A 16,990-nucleotide genomic window follows, 5' to 3' on the forward strand; every position below is an offset into this window, starting at 1 on the left:
TCTGCGCATACGATACCAGAGGATCCCCCGCGATCCGTCGACCGTCGCCCGCATCCTGCCGAATTCAGCGCGCACGCTCCAGCGCCGCAGCGGTTTTCGATGCCCATGCGTAATCCGGAAGATACGGTCCCAAAGGCACGCCCTTCAAGGCGGAATCGCCTTCGAGCAGCCGGTAGTAGTCGCACTCGATCATCGAAGACCGCACCGAAAGATGGTTGCGACGGCGCACGACCGTCTGCTCCGCGCCCACTTCCCGCAGCGCCTTCATCATGTCCGCAATGATGGTCTGCAGCATCTTCTGATGCGAGACGTCGTAGTACACGTTATCCCATAACGCGCGCGCTATCTGCACGTTCGACGCTCCCGCGCCGCGCCGATCGACAAGGAAGGCGAACAGCTCCTTACTCTTGCTGCGCTTGAAATGCACCGGCACGTCGCATGCGTACACCTCGAACCCCCCGAACGTCTGCACGCGCACAAGCGCTCGTTCGGCAGGCGCTCGGCGTTCTCTCGCATGGGCGATCTCGCGCTCCAAGTCCTCGACGGAAACTGGCTTGAGGACGTACCCGTCCGCATGGATCCTGAACGCGTCGACAGCGTAATCCGCATACCCGGTCACGAACACGATGGCGCATCCGGGGCACAGCTCGCGCACACGTTCGGCAAGCTCCAACCCGTCGGAATCTCGCAAGCTGATATCCAGGAAGGCGATGTCCGCGGCAGCGCCCTCGAGGAACGCGCACGCTTCCGCAGCCGTCTCGAACAACTCCGGCGCTTCAACGCCGTCAATGCACGTCAGCTTCTTCGCCAAGGCATCCAAAGCGATCCGCTCGTCGTCCACCACGATAGGCTTGATCATCGCGAACCTCCGTCCTCCTCATAGGGAACCGTCATCGTCACGCTGGCGCCGCCGCCCGCTTCGTTCTCCACGCGCATCGTGCCGCCGCAGGTCGCGGCGACGCGGGCCGCGACGTTCGCCAGCCCGACATGGTTGCGCGCGGACGCTTCGCCCGGCGGCCGATTGTCGGGTATGCCGACGTCGACGCCCTCCTTGAACCGCGCGATCGAGCGCTCGTCGAATCCGGGGCCGTTGTCGGTCACGCGCACGACGAACGACCGCCCCTCGCGCCACGACGAAACCTTCACGACGCCCTCGCCAGCCCGCCGGGAAGCGCCGTGCTTGATGGCGTTCTCCACCAGCGGCTGCACGCTTAACGACGGCACGAGAAAATCGTCCGCGCGCACGTCGTACTCCACCTTGATGGAAGGGTACCTCAGCTGCTCGATGGCCACGTAGTGGGCCAGGTGCTCGAGCTCGTTTCGGAAAGACACCATCTGCGACCCCATGAGCGAATCCATGTTGCCCCGCAGATAACGCGCGAAATCGTTGGTGGCGCGCGCCGCGACCGGCGGATCCTCCTCGCACAGGTACTCGATGGTGTTCAGCGCGTTGAACAGAAAATGCGGCTGGATCTGCGATAGCATCACAGCGATGCGCGATTGCAAAAGCTCGGCCTCCATGCGATGCGCGCGTTCCGCCTGAACGATCTGGCTGCGCGCGTAGGAGAACAGCGCAACGAAGCGCACCACCACGGCGCACAGGATGCCGGCGCACAGCCACAGGCCCGTGGTCACCCCGCCGAACAGGAACGACAGCCCCTCCACGACCGATCCGATCGTGCACGGGATCACGACCAGGGTCGCATCGACCGCCATCCGGTCGCGGCTCTCGCGCGCCTCGACGGCAAGCGCCAGCGCGGCGAAGAAGACGCCTATGACGAACAGCGGGATGATGACGACGTTCGCCTCGTACAGCGACGCCACCCCCGCGAGCCTCAAAACGATGCACACTCCCAGCATCAGGGACAACGCCGCCAGCAGCAGCGTGGCCAACCTGCGCGGGTATCCCGTGGCGCGCGAAGCGATGAACGACAGCTGCAGCAGCGCCAGCACGTCTTGCGCCAGCAAGCTCACCGTGGTGGTGAACGCAGGGAACGGGATGAGCAACGTGATGTAATCGAAACAGAAGAATATCCAAACGCCACCGATGAGCACGTAGAAGGCGAATCGCAGGCCGCCCGTTTCCTTTGGAACGCCGATAAGATAACCGACGCTGGCAATGAGCAGCAGGATCAGCCCCGCGATCAGCACCAGGATTCCCGAAACGAACATGGGCAGATGGCTGGCGACCGAGGCGACGAACAGAGCATCGGGCTCACCCGTGCACAGGCTGTCCAAAACGATGACGTAATCGCCCAGCACGCTGTAGGATGCCGCGCTGGAAAGCGCGATCTCCACTTCGTCACGTGTCGAGATGCCTGGCGAACGGAACCCGATCCAGCCGAGCAAAGGCTCGCCCGCAGGCTCCGAATCGCCGATACCGTCGAACGAGAACACCGTCTCGCCGTTGACGCGCACCGTGCACGCCGTGCTGCTCAGGCGCATGTTGACGAGCTCGCCTGCGGCGACGTCGTTTTCGAGCGTTCCGCGCACCGTCACCGCTTCCACGCCGATGCCCTTCGCATCAAGAGCTTGACGAGCCGCGTAAGGCCGCTCCTCGCCGCCGTCTACGGCGTACGACCCGCTCAGCGCCATCGGCTTCACCGCCCCTGCAACGGCGTCGGCGCATACATCGTCTGCCGACACCCGCTGCAAAGAGCTCGCCAAAGCTGCCGTCAACAAACCGAGCAGCAAAACGACGCACAAACCTGCGATCGCTCGGCGCGGCTGCTCGCGAAGCGTTCGCCGAGCGTTTTGCAGCAGGGCTTCACCTGCCTGTTCGTTATCCTGTTCAGCCATTCGCCCGTCCCCGCGTCGCGCTCTTATACGAGCACGACGTCAAGCAGCCTGCCCTTCCGCCGAACCGGTGGGAAGAATCTCGAGCTTGACGGTCACCGTCGACCCGCGATCGACCTTGGTGCCTGCCGCAATGCTCTGCTCGACGACCATGCCCTCTTCCTCCCCGGCGAACTTGCATGCCAGCCCTGCGCTTTCCAACACGCCTTGCGCCTGTTCCAGTGTCAGAGTTACCACATTCGGCACGGCCACCTGCTCGGTAGGCGCGGGAGCGGCTCCCTTCGAGAGGGTAATGGTCACCTTCGTGCCGCTGACGCACTGAACGCCTTCGCTGGGATTCTGGTACATGACCTTGCCGGCGGCGACGTTTCCACTGTACGCCTCGATGATGTCCACATTGAACGACGCCTTCTTCAAGGCATCGAATGCGCCGTCCCTATCCAATCCGATCACGCGGGGCACGATGGCGAAGTCCTTGCCCAACGCCGCGGTGAAGCTGACGGTCGAACCCTCTTCGACCTCCGTGCCCGCGGCCACCGACTGCTTGAATATCGTTCCGGGCTTCGCGTCCTCCGAGTACACCGGGTCTTCGGCCTTCGACACCAGCTTCAGCGAGGCCAGCACGTCCTCCGCCTGCGTTTGCGTCATGCCGATCAAACTGGGCACCGACACGCGCTTCGCGGGCTTGCCCGATCCCTTCGACACCGTGATGCCGATGGAGCTTCCCGCCTTCGCCTCCGACTTTGCCTTCACGCTCTGGCTGATGACGGCGCCGGCGACCACCGTTTCGCTCGCCTCCTCCGTCTCCGTGCCCACGGCGAACCCGGCATCCTTGATGACGCGCTCGGCATCGTCCTTCGTCATGCCGACCACGTTCGGAACCGTCTTGGTGGGGTCTTTCTTGTCGCTCACCTGCTCTTTTTTCACGTTGTTGTCGTCGTCGGTTTTGGCCGAGGTGTTGCTGCAACTGCACCCAGCCAGACCCAACGCGCCGAACGCCATCAGCGCGGCAATGCAAATCGCCGCGATCCGGCGCGCGCTTCAGCGCGAATGCGCTCGCGCTTTCCTTCTCGCCGTGCATGCTGAATCCGCTCATGTAAGCTCCCCTCCGTCGGCTAGCCAACGCTCACCGACTCGATCGCACCGTTCTGGCCCGTCTTCACCTGGAGAACGATCTTCTTGTCATCGTCGGTCTGCTCCCAAGAGCGCTCGTACGAAAGCGCGATGGTGCCGTCACCGGCGGCCATCCCCTTGAAGGAGAACAGATGGCTGCCTTCCGCGCCTACGCGGTTCGCGTCCTCGGTCGGATACGCCTCTTCGGCGCTGATGGATTTCTCGGTGTACAGCGCCAGCGTCGAACCCTCGATCGCCGACGTCCAGGAATACCCCGTGGTCGCGTTCTCGTCCAGCACGACCAGCAGGTTGGATTCCGCGTACATGACCCAGCCGCCATCGAGGTCGATCGTGGTTCCCTCGTCGGTTTCCGCGGGAACCGGCTTCTGCGCTTCCTGCTGCGTCGAAGAGCAGCTGCACCCGGCCAAGCATACCAGCAAACCGCAGGCCAGAGCGATGCTTGCAAAGCGGATCAGATGCTTCATCGATCCCCCTCTTTCTTGTCGGGAAACGGTATTCCACCAGCATATCATCTCCATTTCAATGCAAGCACACCAGGTCAACACCATAATTTGCATCCTGGTTGAAAAGCGGGAGACGCTTTGGAACCCGCGGATCAACCCGCGAGAGAAGGATTCTGCCAAGACGGTGCCGCACGCTTCCCGCCACGCCCGTTGCGGCTGCGGATCCATAGAAAAAGCCCGCCTCCGAAGAGACGGGCTTTGCAGAAAACGTGCTGTTCGCGAATGCGAGCGGCTGTTCCTAGCGCTTCGAGAACTGCGGGCGCTTGCGTGCCTTCTTGAGGCCGTACTTCTTGCGCTCCACCATACGGGAGTCGCGCGTGAGGTAGCCGGCCTTCTTGAGCTCGGCGCGGTAGTCGCCAGCAGACAGCAGCGCGCGGGAGATGCCGTGGCGCAGCGCGCCGGCCTGACCCGAGATGCCGCCGCCGTTGAGCGTGGCGATGACGTCGAAGTGATCCGTCGTGTCCGTGACCTTGAACGGCGTCAGAGCGTAGTTCACGAGCGCTTCGCGACCGAAGTACGCCAGCGCCTCACGGCCGTTGATCGTGACCTTGCCGGTGCCGGGAACGAGACGTACGCGAGCGACGGCGTTCTTACGACGGCCGGTGCCGTAGTACAGAGCTTCACCTGCCATTGTTTAACCCTCCATCTTGATCTCGCGAGGCTGCTGAGCCATGTGCGGATGCTCCGCGCCGGTGTACACCTTGAGCTTCTTGCCCATGGCGCGGCCGAGCGTGTTCTTCGGCAACATGCCCTTCACGGCGTGCTCGATGACGCGCTCGGGATGCTTGGCCATGGCCTCTTCGAAGGTCTCGGACTTCAGGCCGCCCGGGAAACCGCTGTGGCGGTAGTAGCTCTTCGTCTGAGCCTTCGTGCCCGTCACGCGGATCTTGTCCGCGTTGATGATGACCACGAAGTCGCCGGTGTCGACATGCGGCGTGTACTGCGGCTTGTGCTTGCCCTTGAGAATCTGAGCGGCCTTGGCTGCGACGCGACCGAGAACCTGGTTCTCAGCGTCGATCAAGACCCATTCGCGCTCAACTTCGTTGGGCTTCGCGTAATACGTCTTCACTATCTTCCTCCAAAAATCTTGTCCTACCCCGCCGTGCGGGGCGGGTCTCCGTCGCCTGTTGGCGGCTCGAACGATGCCGGGCCGACCGCGATGCGGCGAATGATCGGTTTCAAAAGTGCAGGTCGATCGGATGCCGGGTTCCTACGCCGACGCGCAACCTCGGGTCTGGACTCCCTCGTTCGCGCTTCCGCTTCTCGCTGCATGCACGGGGCTTTCGAAAGCGAACCTTTGCATTGTATACGGGTGTTTCGCCAGAAGTCAACGGAAATCCTCCACGTTGCGCGCGATCTGCACAAAGAGTCCGAAGTCCCCAAGCCTCCCAAGCCCCGCCAGCGAACGAATGTTTCACGTGAAACATTTGGGGTGGGACGCTGGGGCGGGCGGGCGCGAAAAAGCCCTGCGCCGGGAGGGAGGTGGCGCAGGGCTCGGGGAGGGTTGCAGGCTGAGCGCGCCCGCGAGCGCCGGGCGCTTACGCGCCGGCCAGCTCGTGACCCAGCAGGTAGCCGTAGGTGATGCAACGGCCATGGCTGTTGCCGGCCACGTTGATGGGATAGTCGACAGCGCAGATATCGCCCTGCACGTTGCCAAGCGCGTACAGGCCCTCGATGGGCGCGCCTTCGGCATCGAGGCACTGGAAGTCGTTGTTCGTGCGCAGGCCGCCGGGGATGGCCAGCAGCGCGGGACCGACCTTGAGCGCGTAGAACGGGCCTTCCTTCACCGGGGTCAGGAACACGGGCTTCTTGTAGTAGTCGGTGTCCTCGCCCGCTTCGCACATGCCGTTGTAGCGTTCCACCGTGGCCTTGAGCACGGCCGCGTCGCAGCCGATCTGCTTCGCCAGCTCGTCGAGGGTATCGGCCTGGTAGGCGTTGCCCTGCTTGATGTACTCGGGGATCTGCGTCTCGAAGTACTGGGGAGCCAGCTCAAGGTCGCTGCCGTAGGGGCGGAACGAGTCCCAGAACATGCCGCCGCCGTACGGCAGGCCGTTCACCAGGTCGGTCTTCCAGTTGGCATCGAAGATGGACCACGCTTCGCCGTTCGGCTGGCGGTTGATGGCCAGCGACTTGCCCTGCACCCAGGTGTCCTCGCACATGAAGCGCTCGCCGTTGTCGTTCACGAACAGGAACGGGCCGTGGAACCAGCAGAACGCCTGCGGGTGCATCATCGTGGGCAGCGGCAGGTCCTGCAGCTGCGCGCCAACCCACATGCCCATCTTGTGGCCGTCGCCCGTGTTCACGCCCACGGGCGTGTACTGGCTGCGCGGCTGGCCGTACTCGGCGCAGATGGGGGCGTACGCCTTGCACATCTCGAGGTCGCCGCCGATGTCGCCCGTGCACAGCACCACGCCCTTGCTGGCATTGTACTGCACGTAGCCGTCCTTGCCCTCGCAGATGCAGCCGGTCACCTTCGTGCCGTCCTTCACCAGCTGCACGGCCGGCGAATCGAACACGAATTCCGCGCCGTCCTTCACGGCGTCGTTGTAGCACAGCTCGGCGCCGGCGAAGCCCGTCGAGGTGAGGCCGGCCTCCTCGGGGATCATGAGCATGTGGTAACCCGGCTGCTCGGCGTACACGTCGTCGTGGCTGTAGAACGCGCCCACCATCGCGGAGCCGCCCACGGCCTCGGCCTTGGCCAGCAGCCAGTTGGACGCCTCTTCGGAGCTGTTGAAGAACTTCACGATGAGGTCCTCGTTCGCGCGGCTCGCGCACTGGGCGATCCAGTGCTGCTTGGCGTTCACCTTGTCCACCTCGATGCCCAGCTCGTCCATGTAGTGCGAGTTGATGGCGCCGAAGCCGCCGCCGCGGCCGTTCCAGCTGGACGTCTTCTCGACGACGGTCACCTTGCCGCCCTTCTCGGCCGCCGCCGCGGCGCACGCGCAGCCGGCCAAACCGGCGCCGATGACGAGGATGTCGGTGTCCACCGTCGACGTGACGTCGGTGATGGGATCGGGAACCACTTCCCACGCGTACTGCGTCTCGCCGCCGGCCGCCGCGCTTCCGGCCGCGTCGCCGCCGGCCTTCACATCGCCTGCGCTCGCCGCGGGCGAGCAGCCGGCTAGGCCCGCGCCGGCGGCGACGGCCGCGGTTGCGCCCAGGCCCAGGAACGCACGGCGGGACAGCCCGTTCTTCATGATGTCGGTCATTGGAAACCCCTTCCCTCGATGAGCGGAATCCCTTGTTCCGCATAGCCCCATCCTGGCCGAACGGCCGCGCGCGGGCATCTGGCGAAGCGGCCCATTTTCGCCGAAACCCGCAACATGGGCCGTTGCGGCCCATGCCTCAACCAGGGTTCCCGCTTGCGCTCCCCCGCCTGTTTTGCTAGGTTTGAAGCGACGCGACGAGGGATGGGAATGGGGAGCGATGCGCACGAAACCGCAGGATGACGACCACGTTGGCTTCTCCGGCTGGCGCTTGCTGGGTTTGGGATTCTGGCAAGCCTGGTGGATGATCAGCATGTGCACCGACGTGCTGCTGCCCACCACCGACCGCTTCCCGTTCGCGGGCAACACCACGCTGTGGGTGCTCGTGCTGACCACCGTGGGCTACCTCGTGGTGGTGGCGCTCGCACGGCGACTCTCGCCGTTCCTCACGCATCGCGCAAGCTTCCTCGCTGCGGGCGGCCTGACCGCCGCGGGCACCGTGACGCTGCCCATCGCGCTGACGCTGGGCTCAGGAGCCGCGGGGTTCGCTTGGTTCCTTGCCGGCACCGTGTCGCTGTCGCTGGGCAACGCGCTGCTGCTCATCATGTGGGGCGAGCTGTGGAGCGCGCTGGCCACCGGACGCGTCGGGCGGCACCTGTACGTGTCGTACACGTTCGCGTTCGTGCTGTTCTTCGTCGCGTACGCGCTGCCCGAGGCGGCGGCCGTGGCGTTCACGGCGGCGCTGCCCATCGTGTCGGCCGCGGTGCTGGTGGCCTGCAAGCGCGAGCCGCGCCGCGAGCCCTCGGTGCTGCCGCTCGACGTGCGCACCATCCCCGTGGGGCGCATTTTCGCCTGCATCCTCGTGATCAGCATCGTGTACGGGGCCTCGCAGGGCATGGTGAACACGTTCGCCGAGGGCGATGCCGCGTTCACCGCGAAGGCGCTGCTGCTGGCGGGCTGCGCGCTGGCCGCCATCACGCTGTCGATGATGGTGGCGCCCTCGGCCGCCGAGCCCATCGCGCTGTACCGCCCCGTCATCCCCGCGATGGTGGCGGGGCTCATCCTGCTTCTGCTGCTGCCCGCGCCGTACCGCTTCCTGGGCGCGGGGCTGGTCATCATGGGCGTGTACTGCCTCGACATGTTCATGATGCTGGTGTCCACCGACGTGGCGTTCCGCGGGCGCATACCCGTGGCGCTGTCGTTCGGCCTGGTCATCCTCTGCGCCCGCACCGGCACGCTCATCGGGTCGTTCGCCGCGGACCAGCTACTGAACGCGGCGCTGTGGTCGGAGGCGCTGCGCTCCGAGGTGTTCCTCGTGGGCGTGCTGGCGCTCGTGCTGGTGGGCATGCTGTTCTTCACGCAAACCGACGTGCAGAAGCTCTACGCCACCTCGCGCGAGGAAACCGCCGACGCCAGCCTCGAGCAGAAGTGCGCCGCCATCGCGCGGATGTGCCGCCTGACGAACCGCGAGGCCGAGGTGCTCGTGCTGCTGGCCCGCGGGCGCACCGTGCGCTATATCTGCGACGAGCTGTCCATCGCGCAGGGCACCGCGAAGCACCACGTGAGCAACATCTACCGCAAGGTGGGCGTGTTCGACCGCCAAGGGCTGCTCGACACCATCGAGCAGGGCGGCGTGGGGAAGCCGGGCTGGGAGTAGCGCCGGGCGCTAGGACGCCGCCGGCTCGTCGCGGTAGAACGCGTAGGTGCCGCCGCCCGCGCGCTTGGCGCAGTACAGGGCCTTGTCGGCCTTGCGGTACAGCTCTTCGTACGTGACGCCGTCCTGCGGATACAGGGCGATGCCCAGGCTGATGGACACCGGCCCGTGGTCGTCGTCGGAGGCCTCGGCGGCCTCGCGCACCGCCGCGCACATGCGTTGCGCGACGGCCTCCACCATGAGGTGCGACGAGATGCCCCGCAGGCACACCATGAACTCGTCGCCGCCCACGCGTCCCACGAGGTCGTCGTCGCGCACCGCGCTGACCACGCCCGCCACCGACTCCACGATCACGCGGTCGCCCGCCACGTGGCCGTAGCGGTCGTTCGTCGTCTTGAAGCGGTCGAGGTCGGCCATGATGAGCGCGTGCCCGTGGTCGACTTCGGACCGCTCGATGATGCGCGTGCAACCGTCCTCGAACGTCGCGCGGTTCAGCACGCCCGTGAGCGCGTCGCGCTCGGCCCGCGCCTTTTGCACCAGCTCGCGCTCGTGCCGCTCGGTGGTGTCGCCGAACGCGACGACGGCGTACACCGGACGGTTCTCGCCGTCGAACACGAGCGAGTAATCGACCTGGTACCAGCGGAACCGCCGCGTGTCGAAGTCCCGCATGCGCAGCATGACGCCCCCGCGCGGCACGCCCGTCTCCATGTCGCGGTACAGCGACCGGTACAGCTCCACGTGCTCAGGCGCGATCATGCCGGCGGCGATGGCGCTGTCGGGCACGTTCACCATGCGCGCGGGCGCCGTCAGGTAGCCCTCCACCGCGCCCTGCATGGTGAGCGCGCGGTCGGCCAGGTCGAACGTGGCGATGTTCTTGCCGCTCATCTGCGCGGCGATGCGAAACGCGTCCTCGCTCATGCGCAGGCGCTCGGAGGTGTCCATCCACGAGCTGACGTCCAGCACGAGGCAGGTGACCGTGCCGCGCCGCGCGTCGTGACGGCACCGCGCCATCGTCCACAGCAGCGTGCCGGTTGCCGTCTCCTGGTTCACCTCGATCTCGAAGTCCGTCTCGCCTGCCTCGATATGCGCGCGCAGCTGGCCGCAGAACGCGCGCCAACCGTGCGAGTTCCGCACGTCGAGGGGGTAGAAATCGTCGGGGGATCGACGCTGGTAGCCCAGCAGGCTGAAGAACTCGTCGTTGGCGTACAGCGGCTCGACCGCGCCCGCCTCGTATCGCACGCGGGCCATCCCTGCGGGGATTTCGGATTCGTCGATCGTATCAAAAAACAGTTCGCTCATAAAAGTAGTATACCCCCCCCCCAAGCCACAGGAGCAACCACAACCTTGACCTGTGAGCGTAGGTTGACGCCCGCGCCGGCCGCGCGGGCTAGCGGCGTCGCGCGCCCTGCCGCCGCCGGGGGTCGTCCGCGCCTTCGTCGGCCCCATGCCCCGATCCGTCCACGGTGGTGGCCAGCCGCGTCTCGCGCAGGAACAGCATGAGCACGAGGCCCGCCACGGCCAGCGGCAACGCGAGCCAGAGCACGGGCGCGAGCGCGTCGCTGTAGGCGGCGCCCACCGCATGGCGCACGTCCGGGGGCAGCGCGTGCACGATGGCCGGCGTGAGCAAGTTCGCGTCCGTGCCGAGCGCCCCGACGCCGCCGACCGGCGCGAGGCGCTCGGCCAGGGCGCGCGCGAGGCCGCTCGTGAACAGCGCGCCCACGACGGAGGTTCCCAGCACCGACCCCACCTTGCGGAAGAAGCCCGTCGCCGCCGTGGCCATGCCCACGGCGGAGGCCGGGAACTCGTTCTGCACCACCAGCACGAGGATCTCGAAGTTCAGGCCCACGCCGAAGCCCATGACGGCCAGCAGGCCGCCGACGACGACCGCCGACGGGTCCTGGTCCACGGCAATGAACCCGACCATGCCCGCCACGAGCACGGCGAAGCTGACCACCATGAGCTTCTTGTACGTGCCCAGCTTGTTCACGAGGTAGCCCGACAGCAGCGAGGCGGCGAACCAGGCCGCGTTCATAGGCGCCACCAGGTAGCCGGCGGCGGTGGCGTTCAGGTCGTCGACGATCTGGAAGTACGTGGGCAGGTACGTGAGCACGCCGATCATGACGAACATCGTGATGGAGCTTGCGACGATGGAGATGTCGAAGTTCCTGTTCTTGAACAGCGACAACGCCATGAGCGGTTCCCGTGCGCGGCGCTCCGCCAGCACGAACAGCGCGCTCGCAACCGCGGTGGCAACCAGCAGGCCGATGATGGTCGGCGAGGTCCACGCGTGCTCGTTGCCGCCCCACAAGGTTGCCAGCGTGAGCGCGGTCACGGCGGCCACGAGCGTCACGGCGCCGCCGACGTCGAACGGCGCCCTCTCCGCGGTGCGGCGCGGTTTCGGCAGGAAGACGGCGGCGATGACGATGGCGGCCAGCGCGAGCGGCACGTCGAACCAGAACGCCCAGCGCCAGCCCACCGCGTCGGCGAAGAATCCGCCCAGCAACGGGCCGGCCAGCATGGGCACGGCGTAGGCCACGCCCATGATGCTGAGGTAGAGCGCGCGGCGGCGCGGCGGCACCACGTCGGCCACGATGGCCTGCGAGAGCACCATGAGCCCGCCGCCGCCCAAGCCCTGCACGGCGCGGCCGATCACGAGCCCTTCCATCGACGGGGCCAGCGCGCACGCGGCCGAGCCCGCCACGAACAGGGCCAGCGCGCCGATGAACAGCCCTTTGCGGCCGATGAGGTCGCCCATCTTGCCGTACAACGGCATGGTGACGGTGGCGGCCAGCACGTAGGACGTGGTCACCCACAGCATGCGGTTCACGCCGCCCAGCTCGCCCACGATGGTGGGCAGGACGGTGGCCACGATGGTCTGGTTCAGGGTCCCCACGGTCATCGCCACCAGAAGCCCCGCGAACACGGCGGCGACCGAGCGCCGCGACAGCGGCGGATCGGAAGCCGGGAGAGCCGTCGGACAGCCGCCGCCCGCGGCGGGTTGCCGGCCGCCGCCGGAGACGCTCCCCTCCTCCGCCTGCCCGTCGTTCGCCATCGCCTGCTCCGTCCTCGCTCGCCTGCGCCCTCGTCCACGGCGCCGGAGCGCCCATCCAGTCGGGCAAGCTTTGCAGAGGGGAGGAACGCGCGTCAAGGGCTGTTGCCCGCTCGTTACCGCAGGTGAGCGGTTCCGTTCAGCGCGACTCCCGCGGGGCGGGAAGCGGGCGGCATCACGCCAGCTCGCGATCGGCCGCCCACATGCGGGCGTACTTGCCGCCCGCGGCCACCAGCTCGTCGTGCGTGCCCTGCTCGAGCACGCGGCCGTCGCCGACGACCGCGATCGAATCGGCCCCGCGCACGATGGCCAGCGTGTGCGCCACCATCACCACGGTCTTGCGCTTCGCCAGCAGGTTGGCGATGGCCTCCTTCACGGCCAGCTCGTTCTCGATGTCGAGCGAGGCCGTCGCCTCGTCCAGCAGCACGATGGGCGCGTCGCGCAGGATGGCGCGCGCGATGGACAGGCGCTGGCGCTCGCCGCCCGACAGCCGGCCGCCGTTCTCCCCGATGCGCGAGGCGTAGCCTTCGGGCAGGGCGCGCACGAACCCGTCGGCGTTCGCGAGACGGCACGCCTCCCGCACCTCGTCGTCGGTGGCGCCGGGCCGGGCGTAGCGGATGTTGTCCATCACCGAATCGTCGAACAGGAACACGTTCTGATCGACGACGGACACGCCCGCCAGCACGCTTTCCGGCGCGTAGGCCGCGGTGTCCGCGCCGCCGATGCGCACCGTGCCGCGCGCGGGCCGGTAGTACTGGGCGATGAGGTTGAGCGCCGTGGACTTCCCGCACCCCGAGTCGCCCACGAGCGCGGTCAGCTTGCCGTCTTCGCACGTCAGGCGCAGCCCCTCGAACACCGGCTCGCCCTTGCAGTAGGCGAACCCGACGTCGGCCAACTCGATGCGCGATCCCGTCGCCGGCAGCGCGTCGAAGCTGCCCGCCTCCTCCGGCTCGTCCACCACCGCCTGGATGCGGCGCTTCGCGATCATGAGGTTCTTGTAGGCCGTCAGGTTCACGAAGATGCTGTTCCACACCTTGTTCATGAACAGCGGCAGCATGATGATCAGCAGGTACGGAACCGCGCCCAGCGCCCCGTCGAGGTACGCCGCGCCGCACATGAGGAACAGCAGCGGCTGGCACAGCCCCACGATGATGGACATGACCGCGCCGAGGGGGATGAGGGCCGCCTCGTACCAGAAGCTGACGTCCGAGTACTCCCGCATGCTGTCCACGATGGCCTCGTTCTTCACGCCGCCGATGCCGTAGGCGCGCAGCGTCTGCATGCCGGTCACGTGCTCGACGGTGCGGCTCGTGTTCGCGGCGCAGATGTCGCTTTTGCGGGTGCCGTAGCGTCGCACCTGGTGCCACGACAGCGCCATCGCGGGCACGATGAGCGCGAACGAGAGCGCCACGACCGCGCCGGCCGGCAGGTAGAGCCAGCAGACGAAGCCGGTGAGCATCACGGCCAGCGTGATGTCTTTGACGACGGATCCGGTGCGGTGGGTGAGGATCTGCTCGTAATCGTTCACGTTCGCGGTGAGCGCGTTGAGGTAGTCGCCGCTCGACCGCTCGGTGAACCGCGCGAGGGGGATGCGCTTGATCTTGTCGCCCAGGTACTGGCGCAGGTTGCGGCTGACCTGCGCCCCGCCGATCTGCCCGCGCACGTAGCCGTAGCCGTAGATGAGGAGCCGCAGCACGAACACGAGCGCAAGGGCGCCGGTGAATCCCAGCAGGGTGCCGAAGTCGGCCGCGCCGCTGAACACCTGCTGCATCACCAGGAAGATGAGGCCGAAGTTGCAGCCCGACAGCAGTCCCTCGATGACGGTGCACGCCACCGAGACGGAGAAGTCGCGGTTCTTCGCGAACACCGAGGTCGAGGCGGAGGCGGAGGCCGGGGCCGGGGCCGGATCCAGGGTCGGGCTCGAGGGCGCTTGCGCGGGCGCCGACGATGCGCCCTGCGGCTGCGCGGCGGCACGGTGGACGGAATCGCTTGCGGCGCGCTGCCGCGGCTCCGCTTCCGCCGCCGCGGCGCCGAACCCGAACGTGATGCGGCGCGTCCGCTCGTAGTCCGCCCATGCCTTGCGGTAGTACGGGCACGCGGCAAGCACCTCGTCGTGCGTCCCCACGGCCGAGATGCCGCCGTCCTCCACCACGGCCACGCGGTCGCAGGTGCGCACCACGCCCAGGCGATGCGCCACGATGACCACCGTGCGGCCCGCGCAGAGGTTGGCGATGGCCTCGTCGATCTGCACCTGGTTCTCGGGGTCGGCCGCGCTGGTGGCCTCGTCGAGGATGAGCACGGGCGCGTCCTTGAGGATGGCGCGGGCGATGGCGATGCGCTGGCGCTGCCCGCCCGACAGGCGCTCGCCCAGCGTGCCGATCTCGGTGTCGTAGTCGCGGGGGAGCCCCATGATGAAGTCGTCGATGCGCGCCTGCCGCGCCGCTTCGCGCACCTCGTCCAGCGTGGCGCGCTTGCCCATCCGGATGTTCTCGAGGATGCTGCCGCTCGTGAGGAACGTCTTCTGGAACACCACGGCCACGTGCGCCAGCAGGTCGTCGTAATCGAGGTCGCGCACGTCCACGCCACCGATACGCACCGTGCCCTCGGTCGCATCGTAGAAGCGGGACACGAGCTCGACGATGGTGGTCTTCCCCGCGCCGCTGGGCCCCACCACGGCCAGGCGCTCGCCCTGCTGCACGGCGAGGTTCACGCCGTGCAGCACCTCGCGCGTGCCGTCGTAGCTGAAGCGCACGTTCTCGAGCCGCACGTCGCTCTTGGCGGGAAACGGCGCGCCGCCGGCGAAGGCGGGCAGGTCCAGCAGCTCTTGCGCCTTGATCGCCCCGCTTTTCACCTGGGCGAACTTGCTGCCGATTTCCTGAAGCAGGCGAATTTCGGTCAGGTAGAGCGACCCGACGAACGCGAACAGCAGAAACGTGCTGCCCGAGATGGCTCCCGTGGAGAACAGGAAGCCGCCGAGCGGCACCATCACGAGCATGCCGCACTCGATGATGATGACGAACGCCGCGAAGCCCGGACCCGTTTTCCGCGCGATGTCGCACCACACGGCGTGCTCCTCGTCCACGGCGGACTGGAAGCGGCGAAACGACTTCGAGCCCATGTTCAGCGCCTTGATGACGCGCATGCCGCGCACGTACTCCACCATCACCGCATTCATCCGCGACAACGCCGCGCTCGCGCGCGGCATCACGCCGGCCATGCGCTTGAAGATGACGCCCATCACGACGAACGCCGCCGCGAACGGCACGAGCGTCGCCAGCGCCAGCGGCACGTTCACCGAGCACAGGAAGATGAACGCCGCGACGGGGCCGGTCAGGTACATGATCGCCTCGGTGATGTTGTGGGCCAGGAACAGCTCGAGCTTCTCGATGTCGTCCGACAGGACGGTTTTGATGGAGCCGGTCGACCGCTCGTCGAGCTGCCCGAGCGGCGCGTGCGCCAGATGGTCCACGACGCGGCACCGCACGCGGAACAGCGTGTTGTACGCGCCCTTGTGCGACAGCGCGCCCGCGCATCCGAAGCACGCGTACTGGATGCACACGCCCACCGCTACGACGAGCGCGTTCGACGTGATGACCTCCCACGTGCAGGTCCCTTCGTAGGCCGCCTTCATGATCTCGTACACGCCGTAGTACGGCACCATGGCCATAAGCCCCGAAACGAACGCGAACACGACGGCCGCGATCAAGTACTTCCGGTCGGGTCCCGCCCACTTCAATATCAATCTGATCGGACTGTTCATGCAGACTCCTTGCACCTGTGACATATCGTTCGGCTGCAAGGATAGAACACGCGAAAAGGAAGTTTGCCCACTGCAACTTCGCGCGTCCGATGCAACTCAACCGCCGTCCGATCGTCGTACCGAAGCGTTCCGTCACCGGCAACGGAGACGCCGCGATTCGAGGACGATCGCCCATCTTTTCCTTGACAGAGTTAACCGTGTATGACATTATTCGTAACGTCGTTATCGATAACATTGTTATTGATGAGAAGGGATCAGGATGTGAAGCAGGTTGAGGAAACGCGCGGTCTCGTGCTGCAAAGCGCGCAGCGAGAGTTTCTGGACAAGGGATACGAGAAGGCGAGTCTGCGCAGCATCGCGCAGAACGCCGGCGTGACCACCGGCGCGCTGTACGTGCGCTTCCCGAACAAAAGCGCGCTGTTCGCCGCGCTGGTCGAGCCCGTGTCCGCGCACCTGCTCGGGCTCTTCCGCACGGGCAACGACCAGGGGTTCGAGCAGCTGGACGAAGGGCGCCCCGAAGACATGTGGAGCACCTCCGAAGACGTGATCACCCGCATCGTCGACTACATCTTCGAGCACAAGGAGCCGTTCGACCTGCTGATAAACCACGCGGCGGGAAGCGGCTACGAGCATTTCCTCGACGATCTCGTAGAGGAAGAAGTCAGCCAATCGCTCGCCTACCTGGACGCCATGCGCGAGCGCGGCCTTGCCTGCGCGAGCCCGTCCCACGACGACCTCCATGCGCTCGTGAGCGCGGAATACTACGCATTCTTCGAAATCGTTCGCCACGACACCTCGAAAGAGGACGCCGTTGCGCGCATCAAACTCATCGTCGACTTCTTCCGCCCCGGCTGGGAGAACCTCTTCGGCGGGTGATGCCGTCTTTCC

General features: G+C 66.6%; 12 protein-coding genes. 2 read left to right on the forward strand and 10 right to left on the reverse strand.

The genetic code is table 11. The annotated features are described in order from the left end of the window. Window positions 1-64: 64 nt before the first annotated feature. From GT613_RS09460 to GT613_RS09490, 7 genes are all read right to left on the reverse strand, one after another. Complete coding sequence (locus GT613_RS09460; RefSeq protein WP_009305945.1) at window positions 65-859, reverse strand: response regulator; 795 nt, start codon at window positions 857-859, stop codon at window positions 65-67. Continuing rightward, a complete protein-coding gene (locus tag GT613_RS09465; protein WP_181870455.1) occupies window positions 856-2,667 on the reverse strand; it encodes a sensor histidine kinase in 1,812 nt (603 codons plus the stop codon). Before GT613_RS09465 ends, GT613_RS09460 begins: the two co-directional genes overlap by 4 nt. 171 nt (window positions 2,668-2,838) lie before the next feature. Continuing rightward, window positions 2,839-3,708, reverse strand: a complete 870-nt coding sequence (locus tag GT613_RS09470; protein ID WP_370516125.1) for a PASTA domain-containing protein — start codon at window positions 3,706-3,708, stop codon at window positions 2,839-2,841. 203 nt (window positions 3,709-3,911) lie between these two features. Beyond that, window positions 3,912-4,394 carry a protease inhibitor I42 family protein gene (locus GT613_RS09475; protein WP_009305942.1) on the reverse strand — a complete coding sequence of 161 codons (483 nt, stop codon included), beginning with the start codon at window positions 4,392-4,394 and terminating at the stop codon, window positions 3,912-3,914. Between the two features lie 277 nt (window positions 4,395-4,671). Next, window positions 4,672-5,064 carry a 30S ribosomal protein S9 gene (rpsI, locus tag GT613_RS09480; protein ID WP_009305941.1) on the reverse strand — a complete coding sequence of 131 codons (393 nt, stop codon included), beginning with the start codon at window positions 5,062-5,064 and terminating at the stop codon, window positions 4,672-4,674. A gap of 3 nt (window positions 5,065-5,067) precedes the next feature. Beyond that, window positions 5,068-5,502 carry a 50S ribosomal protein L13 gene (gene rplM / locus GT613_RS09485; RefSeq protein ID WP_009305940.1) on the reverse strand — a complete coding sequence of 145 codons (435 nt, stop codon included), beginning with the start codon at window positions 5,500-5,502 and terminating at the stop codon, window positions 5,068-5,070. A gap of 469 nt (window positions 5,503-5,971) precedes the next feature. Continuing rightward, complete coding sequence (locus GT613_RS09490; protein ID WP_114519687.1) at window positions 5,972-7,642, reverse strand: FAD-dependent oxidoreductase; 1,671 nt, start codon at window positions 7,640-7,642, stop codon at window positions 5,972-5,974. Between the two features lie 217 nt (window positions 7,643-7,859). Between GT613_RS09490 and GT613_RS09495 the strand changes: the two genes are divergently transcribed. Then, complete coding sequence (locus tag GT613_RS09495; protein WP_161172602.1) at window positions 7,860-9,296, forward strand: response regulator transcription factor; 1,437 nt, start codon at window positions 7,860-7,862, stop codon at window positions 9,294-9,296. A gap of 9 nt (window positions 9,297-9,305) precedes the next feature. On the opposite strand, the gene GT613_RS09500 is transcribed toward GT613_RS09495, so the two are convergent. The 3 genes from GT613_RS09500 to GT613_RS09510 form a co-directional block, all read right to left on the reverse strand. Continuing rightward, the gene (locus GT613_RS09500) at window positions 9,306-10,541 is read right to left on the reverse strand and encodes a sensor domain-containing diguanylate cyclase (RefSeq protein WP_227101023.1); all 1,236 of its coding nucleotides are present in this window, start codon (window positions 10,539-10,541) and stop codon (window positions 9,306-9,308) included. A 139-nt stretch (window positions 10,542-10,680) separates the two neighbouring features. Continuing rightward, complete coding sequence (locus GT613_RS09505; RefSeq protein WP_015759920.1) at window positions 10,681-12,345, reverse strand: MDR family MFS transporter; 1,665 nt, start codon at window positions 12,343-12,345, stop codon at window positions 10,681-10,683. 172 nt (window positions 12,346-12,517) lie between these two features. Beyond that, window positions 12,518-16,102, reverse strand: a complete 3,585-nt coding sequence (locus tag GT613_RS09510; protein WP_009607981.1) for an ABC transporter ATP-binding protein — start codon at window positions 16,100-16,102, stop codon at window positions 12,518-12,520. Window positions 16,103-16,363: 261 nt separating this feature from the next. On the opposite strand from GT613_RS09510, the gene GT613_RS09515 reads away from it, so the two are divergent. Further along, window positions 16,364-16,978 (forward strand): TetR/AcrR family transcriptional regulator, encoded by a 615-nt coding sequence (locus GT613_RS09515; protein WP_009305934.1) that lies wholly within the window; start codon window positions 16,364-16,366, stop codon window positions 16,976-16,978. Window positions 16,979-16,990: the final 12 nt, after the last annotated feature.

Source organism: Eggerthella sp. BIOML-A4 (assembly GCF_009875575.1).
In the GTDB taxonomy this organism is placed as follows: domain Bacteria; phylum Actinomycetota; class Coriobacteriia; order Coriobacteriales; family Eggerthellaceae; genus Eggerthella; species Eggerthella lenta.